Origin of the sequence: Rothia sp. HMSC061C12 (genome assembly GCF_001815755.1) — a bacterium.
Taxonomy (GTDB): Bacteria; Actinomycetota; Actinomycetes; order Actinomycetales; family Micrococcaceae; genus Rothia; species Rothia mucilaginosa.
Genome location: NZ_KV821872.1, coordinates 151,035 through 167,426 on the forward strand (window position 1 = coordinate 151,035; position 16,392 = coordinate 167,426).

Sequence of the window (16,392 nt, forward strand, 5' to 3'; positions counted from 1 at the left end):
TTTAGTACTTACGCTCCTTCGGCTCGTAGCGGGTGTAGACAACGGGCTTGGTTTCGAATCGCAGACCCTTGACACCCTCAAACTCGGATTCGGGGTCGAGGTAGACCATCGAGTGCTTCATGAAGTTAACGTCGTCACGCTTGGGGAAGTCCTCGCGGTAGTGACCACCACGGGATTCCTTACGGTGCAGTGCACCAACGGACATGACCTTTGCCAGCTCAATCAGGAAGCCGAGCTCAACAGCCTCGAGCAGGTCGAGGTTGAAGCGCTTGCCCTTGTCCTGGATGGCGATGTTCTTGTAGCGCTCTTCCAGTTCAGCAATAGTTGCCAGTGCTGCGCGGATGGTCTCGTCGGTACGGAACACCTGCATGTCAGCTTCCATAGCCTTCTGCAGGTCTGCGCGGATAGCGCCGACCTTCTCGGTGCCCTTACCTTCGAGGATGCCGTTGAGCATGTTGAGAACGCGATCTGCTGCGTCGTCCGGAACCGGTACAAACTCAGCGGATGCTGCGTACTCTGCTGCCTTGCGGCCTGCACGCTTACCGAACACGTTGATGTCCAGCAGGGAGTTGGTGCCCAGACGGTTTGCACCGTGGACGGACACGCAAGCAACCTCACCAGCTGCGTAGAGGCCGGGGATGGTCTCCTTGCTGTTGTGGTAGACCTCGGTCTCGTTGTTGGTGGGGATACCGCCCATTGCGTAGTGCGCGGTGGGGAACACCGGGATGGGCTGGTGGTGCGGTTCCACTGCCAGGTAGGTACGAGCGAACTCGGTAATGTCCGGCAGCTTCTCGTCGATGTGGGAGGGCTCCAGGTGGGTCAGGTCCAGCAGCACGTAGTCCTTGTGGGGACCGCAACCGCGGCCTTCGCGCACCTCGTTTGCCATTGCACGTGCCACGATATCGCGGGGTGCGAGGTCCTTAATGGTGGGTGCGTAGCGCTCCATGAAGCGCTCACCGTCAGCATTACGGAGAATACCGCCTTCACCACGAGCACCCTCGGTGACGAGAATGCCCAGGCCAGCCAGGCCGGTCGGGTGGAACTGAACGAATTCCATGTCCTCCAGGGGCAGGCCTGCACGCAGTGCGATAGCCATGCCGTCACCGGTGAGGGTGTGTGCGTTGGAGGTGGTCTTGAAAATCTTGCCACAGCCGCCGGATGCGAAGATCACGGACTTAGCCTGGAAGACGTGGACCTCGCCGGTTGCCAGGTCGTAGGAGACGACGCCGGCGGGGCGGGGCTTACCCTCTTCGTCCTTGACCAGAATCAGGTCGAGAACGTAGAACTCGTTGTAGAACTCCACATTGTGACGAACGCAGTTCTGGTAGAGGGTCTGCAGAATCATGTGGCCGGTACGGTCAGCTGCGTAGCATGCGCGGCGCACAGCAGCCTTACCGTGGTCACGGGTGTGACCGCCGAAGCGGCGCTGGTCAATGCGGCCTTCGGGGGTTCGGTTGAAGGGAAGACCCATCTTTTCCAGGTCGAGCACAGCGTCAATAGCTTCCTTAGCCATGATTTCTGCTGCGTCCTGGTCGACCAGGTAGTCGCCACCCTTGACGGTGTCAAAGGTGTGCCACTCCCAGTTGTCCTCTTCAACGTTAGCCAGAGCGGCGCACATGCCACCCTGTGCCGCACCGGTATGGGAGCGGGTGGGGTATAGCTTGGTCAGTACCGCGGTGCGAACTCGCTGGCCGGCCTCAATGGCGGCACGCATACCTGCGCCACCGGCACCGACGATCACTACATCGTACTTATGTACCTGCATGATGTTCTTTCTGTGTTTTAGATGTTTTCGTTTGTCTCGGATACGTCGCCGTTAGCGTGCCGAGCAGAAGCTGGGGAGCAGTTCAGCCGCTGCACCGGAGGGGCAGGGGTCGAACGCGAAGATGGTGAGGGTACCAACCAGCAGGACGAATGCGCATGCTGCGAAGAGGATCACCTTCAGCCAAACGCGCAGGCGGTCCTTCTCTGCGTAGTCATCGATGATGACGCGGATGCCGTTAGCACCGTGCAGCATAGCCAGCCAGAGCAGCAGCAGATCCCAGACCTGCCAGAAGGGGTTCGCCCACTTGCCGCCCACGAAGCCGAAGTCGATGGCGTGGATGCCGTCGCCGACCATGAGGTTGGAGAACAGGTGGCCGAAAATCAGCACGACGAGTACGACGCCGGACAGGCGCATACCCAGCCAAGCGAACATCTCAAAGTTGTTGCGCTTGGAGGAGGAGCGGTTGTACTTCACACCGTCGATGCGGTTGTCACGCAGACGGGGTACATAGGTGCGGGGCTTAAGCGGAGTAGCCATAGTTTAGTGACCTCCCATGTGCGAGAAAACGATCGGCAGGTGACGCGCTGCGAAGCCCGCAACGGTAATTGCCCAGAGGAAAAGCACAACCCAGAGAATCTTGATGTGCGTGTAGGTTGCCTTCTGGCTGATTTCGACGTTGCCGTCCTTGTTCTTCGCCTGAATGTGCTCCACGTGCGAGTTGGTTGCCTTACCCCAGAAGTCAATGAGGATAATGCGAATACCGTTGAACGCGTGGTAGACGATGGCGGCGACAAGCGCGGTCTCACCCAGGCCCATGATGGGGTTCTTGTACAGGCTCAGTACACCGTTGTAGGCCTCCGGGGAGATACGCACGACGGCAGTATCTAGGATGTGTACAAGAAGGAAGAAGAAAATCGCGATACCGGTAATGCGATGAGCAACCCAGGACCACATGCCCCAGCGGCCGCGGTAGAGGGTTCCTTTAGAACCATTCAACACTGAATAACCTCCTGCTGCGACGGCGAGCTTCCGGGTTCTGATGGGTCATTGTGATCCTCAGCTTCCGGGCATGACTGTGTGCTCACCGACTGCTTTTGTTCGTCTGTTACTTCCAAGATATCAGGTAAATTCACAGCTTACTGACACCCTGTTTAGGGTTTTTTTACAGGTTCCAAAAGCGAATTAGAGCATGTTTTTATTACCATATCGCCTACTTCCCTGTGTTTGTGCGGGACTTACCTTAACCTAACCTCAAACATCGCCTAAATGAGAGCCGCCTGACACTTTTTTGTTAAAACCTAAAAGAATTCGATATATGACAAATTCACCCGCTATTCTTGAAGCGATGAATACTGCACTCACTCGATTCCGCCCGCTTATTCCTGCCGGCGGTGTTGGCTCGCGTTTGTGGCCCCTATCCCGCGCGCACGCCCCGAAATTCCTACTCGACCTCACCTCGTCGGGCAATTCCCTGTTGCGTGACACCTACGACCGTCTCATCGATCTCAGCAACGGTTCCGTCATGGTAGTTACCGGCACTTCGCACGCCAATGCGGTTACCCAGCAGATTCCTGAACTGCGTGCCGCTGACCTGGTACTGGAGCCCTCCCCCAAGGATTCGGCTGCAGCTATCGGCCTGGCTTGCGCTATCATCCACCGCCGCGAACCGGACGCCATCATCGGCTCCTTCGCAGCTGACCACGTGATCAGCCCGGTGGACGAGTTCCACCGTGTGGTGACCGAAGCTGTCATCACCGCGGCAACCGGCAAGATTGTCACCATCGGCATTACTCCCACCGAGCCCTCCAGCGCGTTTGGCTACATTCACGCCAGCGAGTCCCTGGGCATCGAAGGCGCTCCCAATGCTCACGCCGTGGACACCTTCGTGGAAAAGCCGGACACCGCTACCGCACAGAAGTACCTGGATTCCGGTGAGTACACCTGGAACGCAGGCATGTTCGTGGCGCCGGCAGCCCTGATGCTCAAGCACCTCGAGGCGAACGAGCCCGAGCTATACGCAGGCATTATGGAGATCGCTAATGCTTGGGACACCCCCGAGCGTGAGGCTGTTATGGACCGCGTGTGGGAGACCCTGCCGAAGACCGCTATCGACTACGCTGTGGCTGAGCCCGCAGCGGCAGCAGGTGACGTCGCAATGGTTCCCGGCTCCTTCAGCTGGGACGACGTTGGAGACTTCGACGCCGTGGCGCGCCTGAACACCGAGAAGAGCGGCGAAGAGCTGACCATTCTCGGCGAGAAGGATAACGTGATTAACCACGGTTGCTCCGGCATCGTTGTTGCAAACACCGAGCGTAAGATCTCCATCATTGGTCTCGACGACATCGTTGTGGTGGATACCCCCGATGCCCTGTTGGTCGCACCGCGCTCCAAGGCACAGGCCGTCAAGGATGCTGTGGGCGAGGTCAAGGCACGAGGCCTGAACAACCTCCTCTAAATTCTGGCCCTGAGCAGGTACATGAGCCTTACTCGAGCAAAAGATACCTCTAGAAATCGGCTCTCTTCTTTTCGGAAGGGAGCCGGTTTTCTTTTGCCCTAATGGGTCATTTTGCGGGCGGTTTCAGGGCTTTTGCCTAGTGGGGCGCGGAAGGATGCTCCCTGCGGCTGGGCGGGGTTCGGAATGCCTTACGCACCCGGCGTGGGTTGCGCTTCCAGACTCTGATACGAGCCAAGGATCAACCACTATAGAGAACCATTCTCATGTTAGTCTTGGTGCATGCACATGACCCGTAAGTTTTTCCTCACCCGCGCCGGCGCACTCGGCGCAGTAGCCGCCCTCGCCCTGACCGCATGCGGCTCCCAGACCACCCAGACCGGCCAGAATACACAGACCAGCCCCAGCGCCTCCACCTCCGCGAGCGCAACCCCCGCCCCCATCACCGAAGGCAAGGGCGCGGCAAGTCGCGTCGCCATCACCTACGACGGTGGCGTGCTCGTCTATGATGCCAAGGACATGAAGCTGCTCGCAGACATCCCCAAGGAAGGCTTCCTGCGCCTCTCCGACGCTGGCGATAACCGCCACCTCGTCGTTGCAGACGGCAACAGCTACACCTTCCTGGACACCGGCGTATGGTCCGTAGCGCACGGCGACCACTCGCACTACTACACCACTTCCCCGTCGCTGTCTTCGCTGTCTCTGGCGGCTGACCACACCGGTCACGTCATCAAGGACAACGGCAAGGTCGCGGCATTCGCTGACGGCACCGGCTCCTTCGCCGTGTACGATCCGGCGAAGCTGACCCATGACAAGCGCACCGCCTCCTCCCTGGAGACCACCACCGTCACCCTGCCGAAGCCGCACCACGGCTTCGCAATCCCGCTGCCCAACGACCAGTACCTGGTAGCGGTCGGCGACTCGAAGACCCGCACCGGTGCCGCTGTTGTGGATGCTCAGGGCAAGACCGTCACCGAGAGCCCCGCCTGCCCCGGCGTTCACGGTGAAGCTATCGCCAAGGACGGCGCGTTCTCCATCGGTTGCACCGACGGCGCGCTGGTCTACAAGGACGGCAAGTTCACCAAGATCACCAATCCCGAGGACCCGTACTCGCGCTCGGGTAACCAGGCCGGTAAGGCTGACTCCCAGTACGTTCTGGCGGACTACAAGACCGACAAGGACGCTAAGCTGGAGCGCCCCGAGAAGTTCTCCATTATCGACACCGTTGCGGCAACCCGCACCGTCTACTCCCTGCCTTCTGGCGTGAGCTACACCTTCCGTTCGCTGGCTCGCGGCCCCCAGGGTGAGGCGCTACTGCTGACCACCGACGGTAAGCTGCGCGTCTTCGATCCGGCGACCGGTGCCGAGCTCGGCTCCGTACAGCTCATGGAGGCGTGGACCGAGTCTGAGACGTGGCAGGACGAGCGTCCGGCACTGTGGGTGGACGGTAAGACCGCCTACGTGACCGACCCGGCGACCAAGAAGCTCATTGCGGTGTCCCTGTCGAACCCGGCAGCACCGAAGGAGCTGATGAGCGTGGAGCTTCCGAAGACCCCGAACGAGATCCTGGGTGTCTCCTCCTCGAACGCTGCACCGGTTGAGGCTGAGGCACACGGCTCTGAGGCACACGGCGCTGCTTCCTCCTCGGCTTCGGCTGACGCGCACGAGTCCGGTAAGGCTCATGAGGGCCACTCCCACTAGGGCTCTCACGCTGAAATAAACCTAGCGAAAACGTAAAGAGAGATGCGACCGATAGCTTATCGGTCGCATCTCTCGTTACGTATTCCAGGCTTATACGCCAGCTCCTAACGCAGCGGCAGAACGCTAATCTCTTCCCAGTCCTGCCCGTCATAGGAGTAGCAGTGCAGGTGATCCACGGTGAAGGTGCGCTGCTCGGCAGGCAGAGCATCAAACACCTCACGGGCGTTCGCCACCTGCTCTTCCGTGAGCCCGTGACCCAGGGTCACGTGCGGCACGTAGGGGAAGGACGCCGCGCCGGCACCGAATAGCTCAACCAGCTTCTGGTGAATCTGCTCGAACTCGGCCCTACCCGCCTCCAGGTTCAGGTACTCCACCTCGGTGACCGGGCGGAAGGAGTGCACCGAACCCCAGCGCGCCTCAAAACGCGGCGTGTCCAGCGCCTCGCGGAGCTGCGGGGACTGCACCTCAGCCATTAGAGACTCGTTCAGCTCCGTCAGGTACACGGTCACGTGGGTGCTGATAGGCGCCACCGCACCACCGGCTACCGCGCGCTTCCACTCTTCCAGGCGCTGAACATTCTCACCGCTCACGTGCGCAATAACGCTCAGGTAGCGGCGACCGGGTTTCAGGGTCGGGGATACAGGAGCCGTCGTGGGGCTCGAAGAGTTCTCTTGTGCTGTCATCTCAATCGTGCAGGTAATGCGGCGTCTCAGCCGGACTGGCTGAACAGCGCGCTAGATTGCTGCGGCAGGCAGGAAGCCAACCTTCTTGTACACGTTCTCAATGGTGACCGTAGCGATCTCGCGGGCAGCGGATGCACCCACAGCCAGCAGGCGGTCCAGCTCGGCGGGGTCGTCCATCAGCTCGAGGGTACGCTCACGCACCGGGGTGAGGCGCTCCACCACGATATCGGCAAGGTCAACCTTCAGGTGGCCGTACATCTTACCCTCGTAGCGTGCCACGATCTCGTCGATGCTCTCGCCGGTCATTGCTGAGTAGATGGAGAGCAGGTTGGAGACGCCGGGCTTAGCCTCGCGGTCGTAGGCGATGACGGAGCCGTCATCAGTCACGGCGGACTTAATCTTCTTCTGGGTTGTCTTGGGGGTGTCCAGAAGCTTGATCAGGCCCTTGTCGGTGGCTGCAGACTTGGACATCTTCGAGGTCGGGTCCTGCAGGTCGTAAATCTTAGCGGTTTCCTTCAGAATCACCGGCTCGGGTACCACGAAGGTCTCACCGAAACGGGAGTTGAAGCGCTGAGCCAGGTTACGGGTCAGCTCCAGGTGCTGACGCTGGTCCTCGCCCACGGGCACGCCGTCCACCTGGTAGAGCAGGATGTCGGCAGCCATCAGAATCGGGTAGGTGAATAGACCCACGGAGGCGTTCTCGGCACCCTGCTTCTGGGACTTGTCCTTGAACTGGGTCATACGGGAGGCCTCACCGAAGCCGGTGAAGCAGTTCAGAATCCACGCCAGCTGGGCGTGCTCGGGCACGTGCGACTGCACGAACAGCGGGGTGCGGGTCGGGTCAATACCGGAGGCGATGTACTGCGCCGCGGTCAGGCGGGTACGCTCACGCAGCTCCTCGGGATTCTGAGGAACGGTGATGGCGTGCATATCCGGGATAAAGAACAGGCATTCGTTATTCGGGTCGTCCTGCAACGCCACCCAGTTGTTCACAGCACCAATGTAGTTACCCAGGTGCATCGAATCAGCCGACGGCTGCGCACCCGAATAGATACGTGCCTTCTGCTGAGAGGCGTTAGGGATGAGGGACTTATCCTGCTTCTTTTCGTCTGCCATAGTTATTTCCTGTGCAGTTCTTCCTGTGCGGTGCTGCGGACGGTGCAGCACATCTTCAAAAACTTATCTGTAGGTGGGTCCGCGTCTTACTCACCGATGCGGTAGTCAACCACGAGCGGCGCGTGATCGCTGAAACGCTCATCGTAGCTTGCCGCACGGTCCACGACCGCTTCCACGGCGCTTTCGGCGAGCGCCGGGGTCGCCATGTGGTAGTCGATACGCCAGCCAGCGTCATTATCGAACGCCTTACCGCGGTAAGACCACCAGGTGTAGGGGCCGGGCACCTGACCCGCCAGCTCACGAGCCACATCGCGGTAGCCGATATCGCCGAAGAAGCGGTCAAAGTAGGCGCGTTCCTCCGGCAGGAAGCCGGCACGCTTCTGGTTAGCCTTCCAGTTCTTAATGTCCAGCTCGGTGTGGCCCACGTTCAAATCGCCCACGATGAGCACGTGGTCCGAGTGCTTTGCCAGTTCAGGCATGCGCACCAGCATGCGCTCCAGGAAGCGGTACTTATCGTCCTGCTTCTGAGTGCCGACCTCGCCGGAGTGAACGTAGGCGCTGACCACGGTCAGGGTTTTGCCGTTGGGCAGAACGTAGTCCGCCTCAACCCAGCGGCCCGAATCGTCAAAGTACTCTTCGCCAATATTCGAGCGGGTCGCGACCGGCTGGTTCTCCAGGACTTCACCGGCAGAGTTGGGGGTGCGGCGGGTCGCCACCAGCACACCGGCGCGCCCCTTCGCTGCCGCCTCCGCGTGCAGAATATGCCACTGGGATTCGTCCAGCAGCTCACGCACGATAGCGTCGGGGGCGCGCACCTCCTGCAGGCAGAGAATGTCGATGTCACGGCTCGCCAACCACGCCGCCATATCCTTCTTGTAGGCGGCTCGGATACCGTTCACATTCACGCTCGCCACGCGAAGCAGACCGCTCGGGCGCGGTGCAGGGGTGTTAGAAAAATGCATAGTCTTAATTATGCCAGTTTGAGGGAAGAGAAATTTTCACTCGTGCGCGTTTTTTCTCTGGCTGAACGGTAAACTATTGGGTGATGAATTCACACTCCTCACATACCACCGACCACGGTGCCCCCTCACATTCTGCGGGCACCACCGCATCCGAAAGTACCGCTCACAACGCTGAGAGCCGCTACGAGTTACCCCCGATTCCCGGCCCGAAGTACGAGCAGGTCATCCACTACATTGAGCAGCGCTACATTATTCCCGGCAAGCCCGGCGATAAGCTGCCCACCGAACGCATGATTCAGCAGAACTTTGGGGTGAGCCGCCAGACGGTTCGTAGCGCCCTGAAGGTTCTGATTGAACGCGGCCTGCTCTACAACGTGCAGGGCTCCGGCACCTACGTTGCCGAGCGCACCGACGCCACTTACATTCCGCGCGTGGACACCTTCGTTGACGATATGCGCCGCCGCGGTTTTGAGGGCTCCACCCGCATGATTGCGACCCGCTGGGTGGACGCCACCGAAGAGATTTCCACCCACCTATCCGTGCCGGTGGGCGAGCAGGTGCTGTTCGTGCGTCGTCTGCGTCTTGCCAACCACGAAGTCATTGGCTTTGAGCGTTCCTACTTTGTCAAGGCCGCCGCAAGCAGCATCCTGGACGCCATGATGGCGGAAATGTCCGGCGCTTCAAGCTCCTTCGACCAGCTTGCCGACACCCCCAACGCCATTAAGCACGCCCGCGTACGCACCAGCGCGGCGCTCTTCACCGACGCCGACGCCGAGGCGTTCAACCACCAGGTTCCCGTGGGCGAGGCGGCGTTCAAGGTCTGCGCGACCGGCTACACCGAAGAAGGTAGCCCCGTCGAGTACGCAGAGACCCTGTACCTTGCCGATGCTTACTTCTACGAGATGATTCTCTAGCATCTGCCTTTTCGATTGTGATGACAGTGTGAAGGGCGGTGCCCCGGTAGAACAATCTACCGGGGCACCGCCCTTTTGAGTTATCAGCTCTGAAATGTTGCGAGCCTTACGCCGCCTGACGCTCCGCAGTCTCAACCACGTTCACCAGCAGCTCCGCGCGGGTCATCGGGCCCACGCCGCCGGGGTTCGGGGAAACCCAGGACGCCTTCTGCGCAGCTTCCGGGGAAACGTCGCCGAAGAGCTTCTTCTTGCCGGTCTCCGGGTCCTCAGCGCGGGAAACGCCAACGTCCAGCAGGATTGCACCGTCCTTGACCTGGTGAGCCTTCAGCACGTGCGGAACACCCACAGCGGCAACAATGACGTCAGCCTCGCGCAGCACCTCGTCCAGGTTCTCGGTACCGGTATGCGCCAGGGTTGCGGTTGCGTTCACCTCGCGGCGGGTCAGCAGCAGACCCAGCGGGCGACCCACAGTAATGCCGCGGCCGAGCACCACAACGTTCTTACCGTTCCAGTCGATACCGTGGCGCTTCACCAGCTCAATGACACCGTTGGGGGTGCAAGGCAGCGGGGAATCCAGCGGCTCAGAAACGTTCAGCACGAGCTTGCCGAGGTTGGTCGGGTGCAGGCCGTCAGCGTCCTTCTCGGGGGCGATGCGCTCCAGCACGCGGTTGGTGTCCAGGTGCTTGGGCAGGGGCAGCTGCACAATGTAGCTGGTGCACGCCGGGTCGTTGTTCAGCTTGTCGATCTCTGCGTCGAGCTCTTCCTGAGTGATGTCACCGGGCAGGTCCACACGGATGGAGTTAATACCGATCTCTGCGCAGTCGCGGTGCTTAGCGCCCACGTACGAGCGAGATGCGGGGTCGTCACCGACCAGCACGGTACCCAGGCCGGGGGTAATACCCTTAGCCTTGAGCGCCTCGACGCGCTCCTTCAGCTCTTCCTTGATGGCTGCGGCGGTTGCGTTACCGTCTAGAATCTGGGGCATTGTTTTTTCCTTCCATAGATTGCGGCGGGTTCGCCGAAACGGACGGTCTGTGTGTTGAGTTCTAGGGTGTACCCCTAGAGGTACCACTCCCCCGCTACGTCCCTGAACGGGTGTAGCGGGCAGGGCGGTAAAAAGTAAGAGGGCGAAATAACCCCGCCCGCTCAGCGCCCACGAAGGGATGTTGAGCGAACGGGGTCATTCATGGGTCTACCAGTTCTCGCTGCCCTGGTAGAGGGGGTACTTGGCGCACAGTGCCTCAACGCGGGCACGCAGCGCAGCGATGTCCGGGTTCGGCAGCAGTACGGAAGCGATAATGTCGGCTACCTCGGTGAAGCCCTCAGCGTCGAAGCCGCGGGTTGCCAGTGCGGGGGTACCGATACGCAGACCGGAGGTCACCATCGGCGGGCGCGGGTCGTTCGGCACGGCGTTACGGTTGACGGTAATACCAGCCTGGTGCAGCAGGTCCTCTGCTTCCTTGCCGTTGAGGGCGTGGTCGCGCAGGTCAACGAGCACCAGGTGAACGTCGGTACCGCCAGAGGCGATCGACACGCCGGCGTCCTTCATGTCCTGCTGCAGCAAGCGGTTCGCCAGGATCTGTGCGCCCTCAACAGTGCGCTTCTGACGGTCCTTGAACGCGTCAGATGCGGCAACCTTGAACGCGGTAGCCTTCGCAGCGATCACGTGCATGAGCGGGCCGCCCTGCTGACCGGGGAACACTGCGGAGTCAATCTTCTTCTTCAGCTCCTCGGTGCAGAGGATGAAGCCGGAGCGGGGGCCGCCCAGGGTCTTGTGCACGGTGGAGGAGACCACGTGTGCGTGCGGGACGGGGTTCGGGTGCAGACCCGCAGCCACCAGGCCCGCGAAGTGAGCCATGTCCACCCACAGGTACGCACCGATTTCGTCAGCAATCGCGCGGAACGCAGCGAAATCCAGCTGACGGGGGTACGCAGACCAGCCGGCAATAATCAGCTTGGGGCGCTCAGCCAGAGCCAGTTCACGCACCTGCTCCATGTCAACGCGACCGGACTCGTCCACACCGTACGCCACGACGTGGTACAGCTTGCCGGAGACGTTCAGCTTCATGCCGTGGGTCAGGTGGCCACCGTGTGCCAGGGACAGACCCATAATGGTGTCGCCGGGGTTCAGCAGCGCGTGCATAACGGCGTTGTTTGCCTGCGCACCGGAGTGGGGCTGAACGTTGGCGTGCTCCGCACCGAAGAGCTCCTTCACGCGGGAAATAGCGAGGGACTCAACGATGTCAACGAATTCGCAGCCGCCGTAGTAGCGGCGGCCGGGGTAACCCTCAGCGTACTTGTTGGTCAGTACCGAGCCCTGGCTTTCGAGGACGGCACGGGGGACGAAGTTCTCGGATGCAATCATCTCGAGGGTGTTCTGCTGGCGCTTGCGCTCCAGCTCAATGGCTTCTGCAACCTCGGGGTCGAGGTCGGCGAGGGGCATCTCGAGGATCTTCTGCTCGGACATTACGCTCCTGGGAGTGTTTTTGCGTTATCTTCGGTCGCTCATCATCGGGGTTGCCGCGGCGTGCGCCGGGCGGTCTTCAGGAGGCGGCGGGCGCCTCCAGTTGAAAACCCTGAATGAAAAAATATGAGCTACACCTCATAATACCGTAAAGCCCGCTTTCCTTCGAGAAGAAAAACGGGCTTTACAAAGCATCACGATGAAGTTTTTACGGCGTTGGCGCGACACCAGCAAGGGGCATACAACACACCCCGGCAGGCTAATCGGCGGCCATTAAGCGGGTCTACACACCCTACGCCTGACGCAGGATAGCGGAAGCATACTCCAGGTACGCCTCGCGAGCGCTCTCCTTCTTACCGCCAGCCACCAGCTGAGTCTGCACCACGTAACCGGTCAGCACCGACAGCACCGCGGCACCGATAACGGTCAGCCACTCTTCAAGCTCCTCTTCGGTGAAGTCCAGCTCAGCGGCACCCCAGGCGCGGTAGCGTTCCAGGGACTGATCACGCAGGTAGCTCAGCTGCTCAGACACCACGGTCGCCAGCTGCGGCATTGCCACAGCCTCGCCCCAGGTGACGAGTAGGTGACGGCGAATCTTGGGGGTGTCCAGCACCTTCAGGCACCCGAACACGTAGTCCCAGGGCTGTTCGGCGCGGATGCGGTCGAAGGGCGCCATGTCCATGCGGGCTGCCGCCAGGATAATCTCATCCTTGGAGGAGAAGTGGTTATAAATCGCTCCAGCAGACAGGCCGGTGGCCGCAATAATCTCGCTCATCGAAGCCTTCTGATAACCGTGCTTGATGAAGCATTCGCGGGCGGTCTCTACAATCTGAGAACGCCTGTTCTTTTTGTATTCTTCGCTGACTTTAGGCACAACCTAATCCTAGCGAATTTTTAGCCAATCCGTGCGCATCCTGGTCGCCATTGACGCGCCCTCATGCGTAAATCCGGCGCAAAATAGAGCAAAAATTCTATAAATACGGGTGCTCATAATACGGATGCCCCAACGCGACTGTTCCAGCACAGATGTCCCCATGCAGACGTCTCAGGTCGATAGCACGAAAAAGCGGGGCATACCAGGTTCACCAGAAGGTTCACCCGGAAATGCCCCGCTCACAGCAGGTAGCTCAGCGCGTACTGAGCCCGCTACACATGTTTAGTGGAAGAAGTGGCGGGTACCGGTCAGGTACATGGTCACGCCAGCGGCCTTAGCCGCCTCGATAACTTCCTCGTCACGGATCGAACCGCCCGGGTGCACGACGGCACGCACACCGGCGTCCAGCAACACCTGCAGGCCGTCAGCGAAGGGGAAGAATGCGTCAGATGCGGCAACCGCACCGCGGGCACGCTCGTTACCTTCGCCGCCGAGAGTGTTCGCACGCTCCACCGAGAGCTTGCAGGAATCCACGCGGTTCACCTGACCCATGCCGATGCCCACGGCGGCACCGTTATCGGCAAGCAGAATAGCGTTGGACTTGGGCGAACGCAGTGCACGCCAGGCGAACTCGAGGTCGCGCAGGGTTGCCTCGTCAGCTGCCTCACCAGCAACCAGGGTCCAGTTCTTCGGGTCGTCACCCTCAGCCTGCAGGCGGTCAGCCTCCTGGAAGAGTGCGCCACCGGAAATGGGGCGGTACTCGATGGCCTCACGGGCGAAGTTCTCGGGCAGAACCAGCAGGCGCAGGTTCTTCTTCTCGCGCAGGATCTCCAGCGCCTCGGGCTCGAAGCCGGGAGCCACAATCACCTCGGTGAAGATGCCCTTGACGGTCTGAGCCATTGCGGCGGTCACCGGGCGGTTAGCGGCAATCACGCCACCGTATGCGGACAGCGGGTCGCAAGCGTGCGCCTTCGCGTGAGCGTCCGCAATCGGGTCAGCCGCGCCGGGGGTTGCCACAGCAATACCGCAGGGGTTGTTGTGCTTGATAACGGCAACAGCCGGCTCGTCGAAGTCGTAAGCGGCACGCAGAGCAGCGTCAGCATCAACGTAGTTGTTGTAGCTCATCGCCTTACCGTGCACCTGCTCCGCCTGAGCGATACCGGGGGCAGCGGCGGGGTCAACGTACAGGGCGGCACGCTGGTGCGGGTTCTCACCGTAACGCAGGGTCTCGCTGCGCTCGAAGCCCAGGCCAGCGTACGGGGGCCAGAAGTTAGCGTCCTCATCCTGCAGGAACTGGGATGCGGTCCAGGTAGCCACAGCGGTGTCGTATGCGGCGGTGTGGGCGAATGCGTCAGCGGCAAGGCGGCGGCGCTCATCCAGGGAGAAGCCACCGTTCTTAGCGGCCTCAACGGTGCGCGCGTAGTCGGCGGGGTCTACAACAATTGCGACGGCGTCGTGGTTCTTCGCGGCAGCGCGAACCATGGAGGGGCCACCAATGTCGATCTTCTCGATGATAGCGTCCTGATCGGCACCGGATGCAACGGTCTCAACGAAGGGGTACAGGTTCACAACCACCAGGTCGAACGCCTCAACGTCCAGCTCTTCGAGGGTGTCGATGTGCTCCTGCTTGCGGCGGTCAGCCAGAATACCGGCGTGGATGCGCGGGTGCAGGGTCTTCACGCGGCCCTCGAGGCACTCGGGGAAACCGGTCACTTCGGTGACCTCGGTGACGGGTACGCCTGCTGCCGCGATGGTGGATGCGGTGGAGCCGGTGGAGACCAGCGCGACGCCAGCCTCGTGCAGGCCGCGGGCGAACTCCTCCAGACCGGTCTTGTCGTAGACGGAAATGAGGGCGCGGCGCAGGGGCACGCGATCGAGCTCAATGAGAGACACAAATACTCCGATGCTTTAGACGTGCGCGCCGGTTCTCGGCGGCACAGCTGGTGGATGGACGTAGCCTGCCCGGATAGACAGGGCATGTGTGGGGGTATTCCCCGCCGCTGTGCGTGACGCTAAGGTGAGCGCGTCAAATGGGCACAACGGAACGTGTGTGGGCGGCGGGGTTTGAGCTCGGCTCATTCCGCCGCGAAAAATCAGTGGGCGGAATTAGCTGTCAGACACAGCACCGTGGGATTCAGCGAGAGACGCGATGGTCTGCACGAGCAGGCGGCGCTCCTGCACCTTAATGCGTTCGTGCAGGGTCTCTTCGGTATCGTCGTCCAGAACGGGCACTGCCGCCTGGGCGAGGATGGGGCCGGTGTCAACGCCCGCGTCGACGAAGTGCACGGTCAGGCCGGTAATCTTCACACCGTGCGCCAGGGCGTCACGCACGCCGTGCGCACCCGGGAAGGAGGGCAGCAGGGCGGGGTGGGTGTTAATAATGCGGTTGCTGAAACGCTCGACCAGCTGCGCGTCAACAATGCGCATGAAGCCGGCGAACACAATGTAATCGGGGTTGTAGGAAGCGATCTTTTCTTCCAGCGCGCGGTTCCAGGAGGGGCGGTCGGCGTAGTCGCCGGGCTGCACCAGGAAGGTGGGTACACCCGCCGCCTGGGCACGTTCAATACCCAGACAGGGCTTGTCGGCGCCCACTGCCGCAATGTCGAGGGGAAGCTCGCCCGCTGCTACAGCGTCGAGGATGGACTGAAGATTCGTTCCGGAGCCGGATACCATAACCACAATTCGCACCCGACTAGTATAACCCGTCTCACACCCTTATCCAAAGGGGGTAAGAGGTTCACAAAACACCCAAAACCCAAAGGTGAGCACAAAGAAACCCCGGCGGGATGAATCCTCACCGGGGTTCACTGGAGTTCATGGGGGTTTATGGGGGGCACCGGGGTTTACTGGGCGCAAACTCAACAGGTCGCGACCTCAATAGGCCGCATACTCAATAGGTCGCGGGCGCACGGGACGGTACCCTTATAGGTATGTCTACTCCCCCGCAGAACACTCCAAACAACGCACCGAACAACGCACCGCAGCAGGCACCGCAGAACATGATGCCGCAGCCTCGAGGACCTCAGGGTAAGAAGCCGCGCAAGCCCATCGACCCCATCGAGCAGCAGAAGGCGAATATTCGCACCTCGCTCATGCTGATTGCTGCCGCGCTGGTGATTTTTGCGGCGTCTTCCTTCGTGCTCTCCACGATGCCGCTTTTCTTGGCGCTCTTCATCTTCGCGCTCGCCGGCATTACCCTGAGCATTATTGCGATCGTGCGCACCGCGGTCTACCGCGGCCCCTGGTTCTTCTACATTGCCGCGGGCGTCAGCATCATCTACGGCGCGATGACCCTGCTCGGCGGCATCGGTCTTGCACTCATGCCCGGCGCGCAGGAGTACCGCGAGTGCCGCGCCGCCGCGCTGACCCAGACCGATATGTACACCTGCGACCAGAAGTTCCAGGGCACGATGGACAAGCTCACCGGCACGTCCAGCTCTAGCTCTTCTGCAGCTCGTTAG

General features: G+C 60.9%; 15 protein-coding genes. 4 read left to right on the forward strand and 11 right to left on the reverse strand.

Annotated elements, in window-relative coordinates:
- Position 1: 1 nt before the first annotated feature.
- Genes sdhA through sdhC form a run of 3 tightly spaced genes read right to left on the reverse strand, consistent with a single transcriptional unit; the run spans position 2 to position 2,764 of the window.
- On the reverse strand, positions 2-1,765 hold the full coding sequence (gene sdhA / locus HMPREF3055_RS06830) for a succinate dehydrogenase flavoprotein subunit (RefSeq protein WP_049338687.1): 1,764 nt from the start codon (positions 1,763-1,765) through the stop codon (positions 2-4).
- A gap of 51 nt (positions 1,766-1,816) precedes the next feature.
- Positions 1,817-2,302: a succinate dehydrogenase hydrophobic membrane anchor subunit gene (locus HMPREF3055_RS06835; protein WP_005506820.1), complete on the reverse strand. Its 486-nt coding sequence runs from the start codon at positions 2,300-2,302 to the stop codon at positions 1,817-1,819.
- Positions 2,303-2,305: 3 nt separating this feature from the next.
- Positions 2,306-2,764: a succinate dehydrogenase, cytochrome b556 subunit gene (sdhC, locus tag HMPREF3055_RS06840; RefSeq protein WP_005506819.1), complete on the reverse strand. Its 459-nt coding sequence runs from the start codon at positions 2,762-2,764 to the stop codon at positions 2,306-2,308.
- Between the two features lie 346 nt (positions 2,765-3,110).
- Here sdhC and HMPREF3055_RS06845 point away from each other — a divergent pair, with 346 nt between their 5' ends.
- Together HMPREF3055_RS06845 and HMPREF3055_RS06850 are read left to right on the forward strand one after the other, a co-directional pair.
- Positions 3,111-4,220, forward strand: a complete 1,110-nt coding sequence (locus HMPREF3055_RS06845; protein ID WP_049356077.1) for a mannose-1-phosphate guanylyltransferase — start codon at positions 3,111-3,113, stop codon at positions 4,218-4,220.
- A gap of 285 nt (positions 4,221-4,505) precedes the next feature.
- Entirely contained in the window at positions 4,506-5,918 is a 1,413-nt protein-coding gene (locus HMPREF3055_RS06850) for a hypothetical protein (RefSeq protein ID WP_371326331.1), read from the forward strand.
- Between the two features lie 104 nt (positions 5,919-6,022).
- Here the strand turns inward: HMPREF3055_RS06850 and HMPREF3055_RS06855 are convergent, their stop codons facing one another.
- From HMPREF3055_RS06855 to HMPREF3055_RS06865, 3 genes are all read right to left on the reverse strand, one after another.
- Positions 6,023-6,601, reverse strand: coding sequence for a 2'-5' RNA ligase family protein (locus HMPREF3055_RS06855; protein ID WP_005506816.1), 579 nt, complete (start codon positions 6,599-6,601; stop codon positions 6,023-6,025).
- 51 nt (positions 6,602-6,652) lie between these two features.
- On the reverse strand, positions 6,653-7,717 hold the full coding sequence (gene trpS, locus HMPREF3055_RS06860) for a tryptophan--tRNA ligase (RefSeq protein ID WP_049338682.1): 1,065 nt from the start codon (positions 7,715-7,717) through the stop codon (positions 6,653-6,655).
- An 86-nt stretch (positions 7,718-7,803) separates the two neighbouring features.
- Complete coding sequence (locus tag HMPREF3055_RS06865) at positions 7,804-8,679, reverse strand: exodeoxyribonuclease III (protein ID WP_005506814.1); 876 nt, start codon at positions 8,677-8,679, stop codon at positions 7,804-7,806.
- 80 nt (positions 8,680-8,759) lie between these two features.
- Here HMPREF3055_RS06865 and HMPREF3055_RS06870 point away from each other — a divergent pair, with 80 nt between their 5' ends.
- Positions 8,760-9,593 carry a GntR family transcriptional regulator gene (locus tag HMPREF3055_RS06870; RefSeq protein ID WP_049341501.1) on the forward strand — a complete coding sequence of 278 codons (834 nt, stop codon included), beginning with the start codon at positions 8,760-8,762 and terminating at the stop codon, positions 9,591-9,593.
- Positions 9,594-9,699: 106 nt separating this feature from the next.
- Here the strand turns inward: HMPREF3055_RS06870 and HMPREF3055_RS06875 are convergent, their stop codons facing one another.
- The 5 genes from HMPREF3055_RS06875 to purN all read right to left on the reverse strand — a co-directional run bounded on the left by HMPREF3055_RS06875 (position 9,700) and on the right by purN (position 15,604).
- The gene (locus HMPREF3055_RS06875) at positions 9,700-10,578 is read right to left on the reverse strand and encodes a bifunctional methylenetetrahydrofolate dehydrogenase/methenyltetrahydrofolate cyclohydrolase (RefSeq protein ID WP_005508973.1); all 879 of its coding nucleotides are present in this window, start codon (positions 10,576-10,578) and stop codon (positions 9,700-9,702) included.
- A gap of 207 nt (positions 10,579-10,785) precedes the next feature.
- Complete coding sequence (gene glyA / locus HMPREF3055_RS06880; RefSeq protein WP_005506810.1) at positions 10,786-12,060, reverse strand: serine hydroxymethyltransferase; 1,275 nt, start codon at positions 12,058-12,060, stop codon at positions 10,786-10,788.
- A 289-nt stretch (positions 12,061-12,349) separates the two neighbouring features.
- Complete coding sequence (locus tag HMPREF3055_RS06885; RefSeq protein ID WP_070686202.1) at positions 12,350-12,931, reverse strand: TetR/AcrR family transcriptional regulator; 582 nt, start codon at positions 12,929-12,931, stop codon at positions 12,350-12,352.
- Positions 12,932-13,213: 282 nt separating this feature from the next.
- The gene (gene purH, locus HMPREF3055_RS06890) at positions 13,214-14,824 is read right to left on the reverse strand and encodes a bifunctional phosphoribosylaminoimidazolecarboxamide formyltransferase/IMP cyclohydrolase (protein WP_070738668.1); all 1,611 of its coding nucleotides are present in this window, start codon (positions 14,822-14,824) and stop codon (positions 13,214-13,216) included.
- A 213-nt stretch (positions 14,825-15,037) separates the two neighbouring features.
- Positions 15,038-15,604, reverse strand: coding sequence for a phosphoribosylglycinamide formyltransferase (gene purN / locus HMPREF3055_RS06895; protein ID WP_070678655.1), 567 nt, complete (start codon positions 15,602-15,604; stop codon positions 15,038-15,040).
- Between the two features lie 257 nt (positions 15,605-15,861).
- Here purN and HMPREF3055_RS06900 point away from each other — a divergent pair, with 257 nt between their 5' ends.
- On the forward strand, positions 15,862-16,392 hold the full coding sequence (locus tag HMPREF3055_RS06900) for a 4-hydroxyphenylpyruvate dioxygenase (protein WP_070738670.1): 531 nt from the start codon (positions 15,862-15,864) through the stop codon (positions 16,390-16,392).

Coding starts and splice junctions, on each gene's coding strand:
- sdhA (WP_049338687.1), bottom strand. CDS start 1,765: ATGCAGGTACATAAGTACGATGTAGTGATCGTCGGTGCCGGTGGCGCA.
- HMPREF3055_RS06835 (WP_005506820.1), bottom strand. CDS start 2,302: ATGGCTACTCCGCTTAAGCCCCGCACCTATGTACCCCGTCTGCGTGAC.
- HMPREF3055_RS06845 (WP_049356077.1), top strand. CDS start 3,111: ATGAATACTGCACTCACTCGATTCCGCCCGCTTATTCCTGCCGGCGGT.
- HMPREF3055_RS06850 (WP_371326331.1), top strand. CDS start 4,506: ATGACCCGTAAGTTTTTCCTCACCCGCGCCGGCGCACTCGGCGCAGTA.
- HMPREF3055_RS06855 (WP_005506816.1), bottom strand. CDS start 6,601: ATGACAGCACAAGAGAACTCTTCGAGCCCCACGACGGCTCCTGTATCC.
- trpS (WP_049338682.1), bottom strand. CDS start 7,717: ATGGCAGACGAAAAGAAGCAGGATAAGTCCCTCATCCCTAACGCCTCT.
- HMPREF3055_RS06865 (WP_005506814.1), bottom strand. CDS start 8,679: ATGCATTTTTCTAACACCCCTGCACCGCGCCCGAGCGGTCTGCTTCGC.
- HMPREF3055_RS06875 (WP_005508973.1), bottom strand. CDS start 10,578: ATGCCCCAGATTCTAGACGGTAACGCAACCGCCGCAGCCATCAAGGAA.
- glyA (WP_005506810.1), bottom strand. CDS start 12,060: ATGTCCGAGCAGAAGATCCTCGAGATGCCCCTCGCCGACCTCGACCCC.
- purN (WP_070678655.1), bottom strand. CDS start 15,604: ATGGTATCCGGCTCCGGAACGAATCTTCAGTCCATCCTCGACGCTGTA.
- HMPREF3055_RS06900 (WP_070738670.1), top strand. CDS start 15,862: ATGTCTACTCCCCCGCAGAACACTCCAAACAACGCACCGAACAACGCA.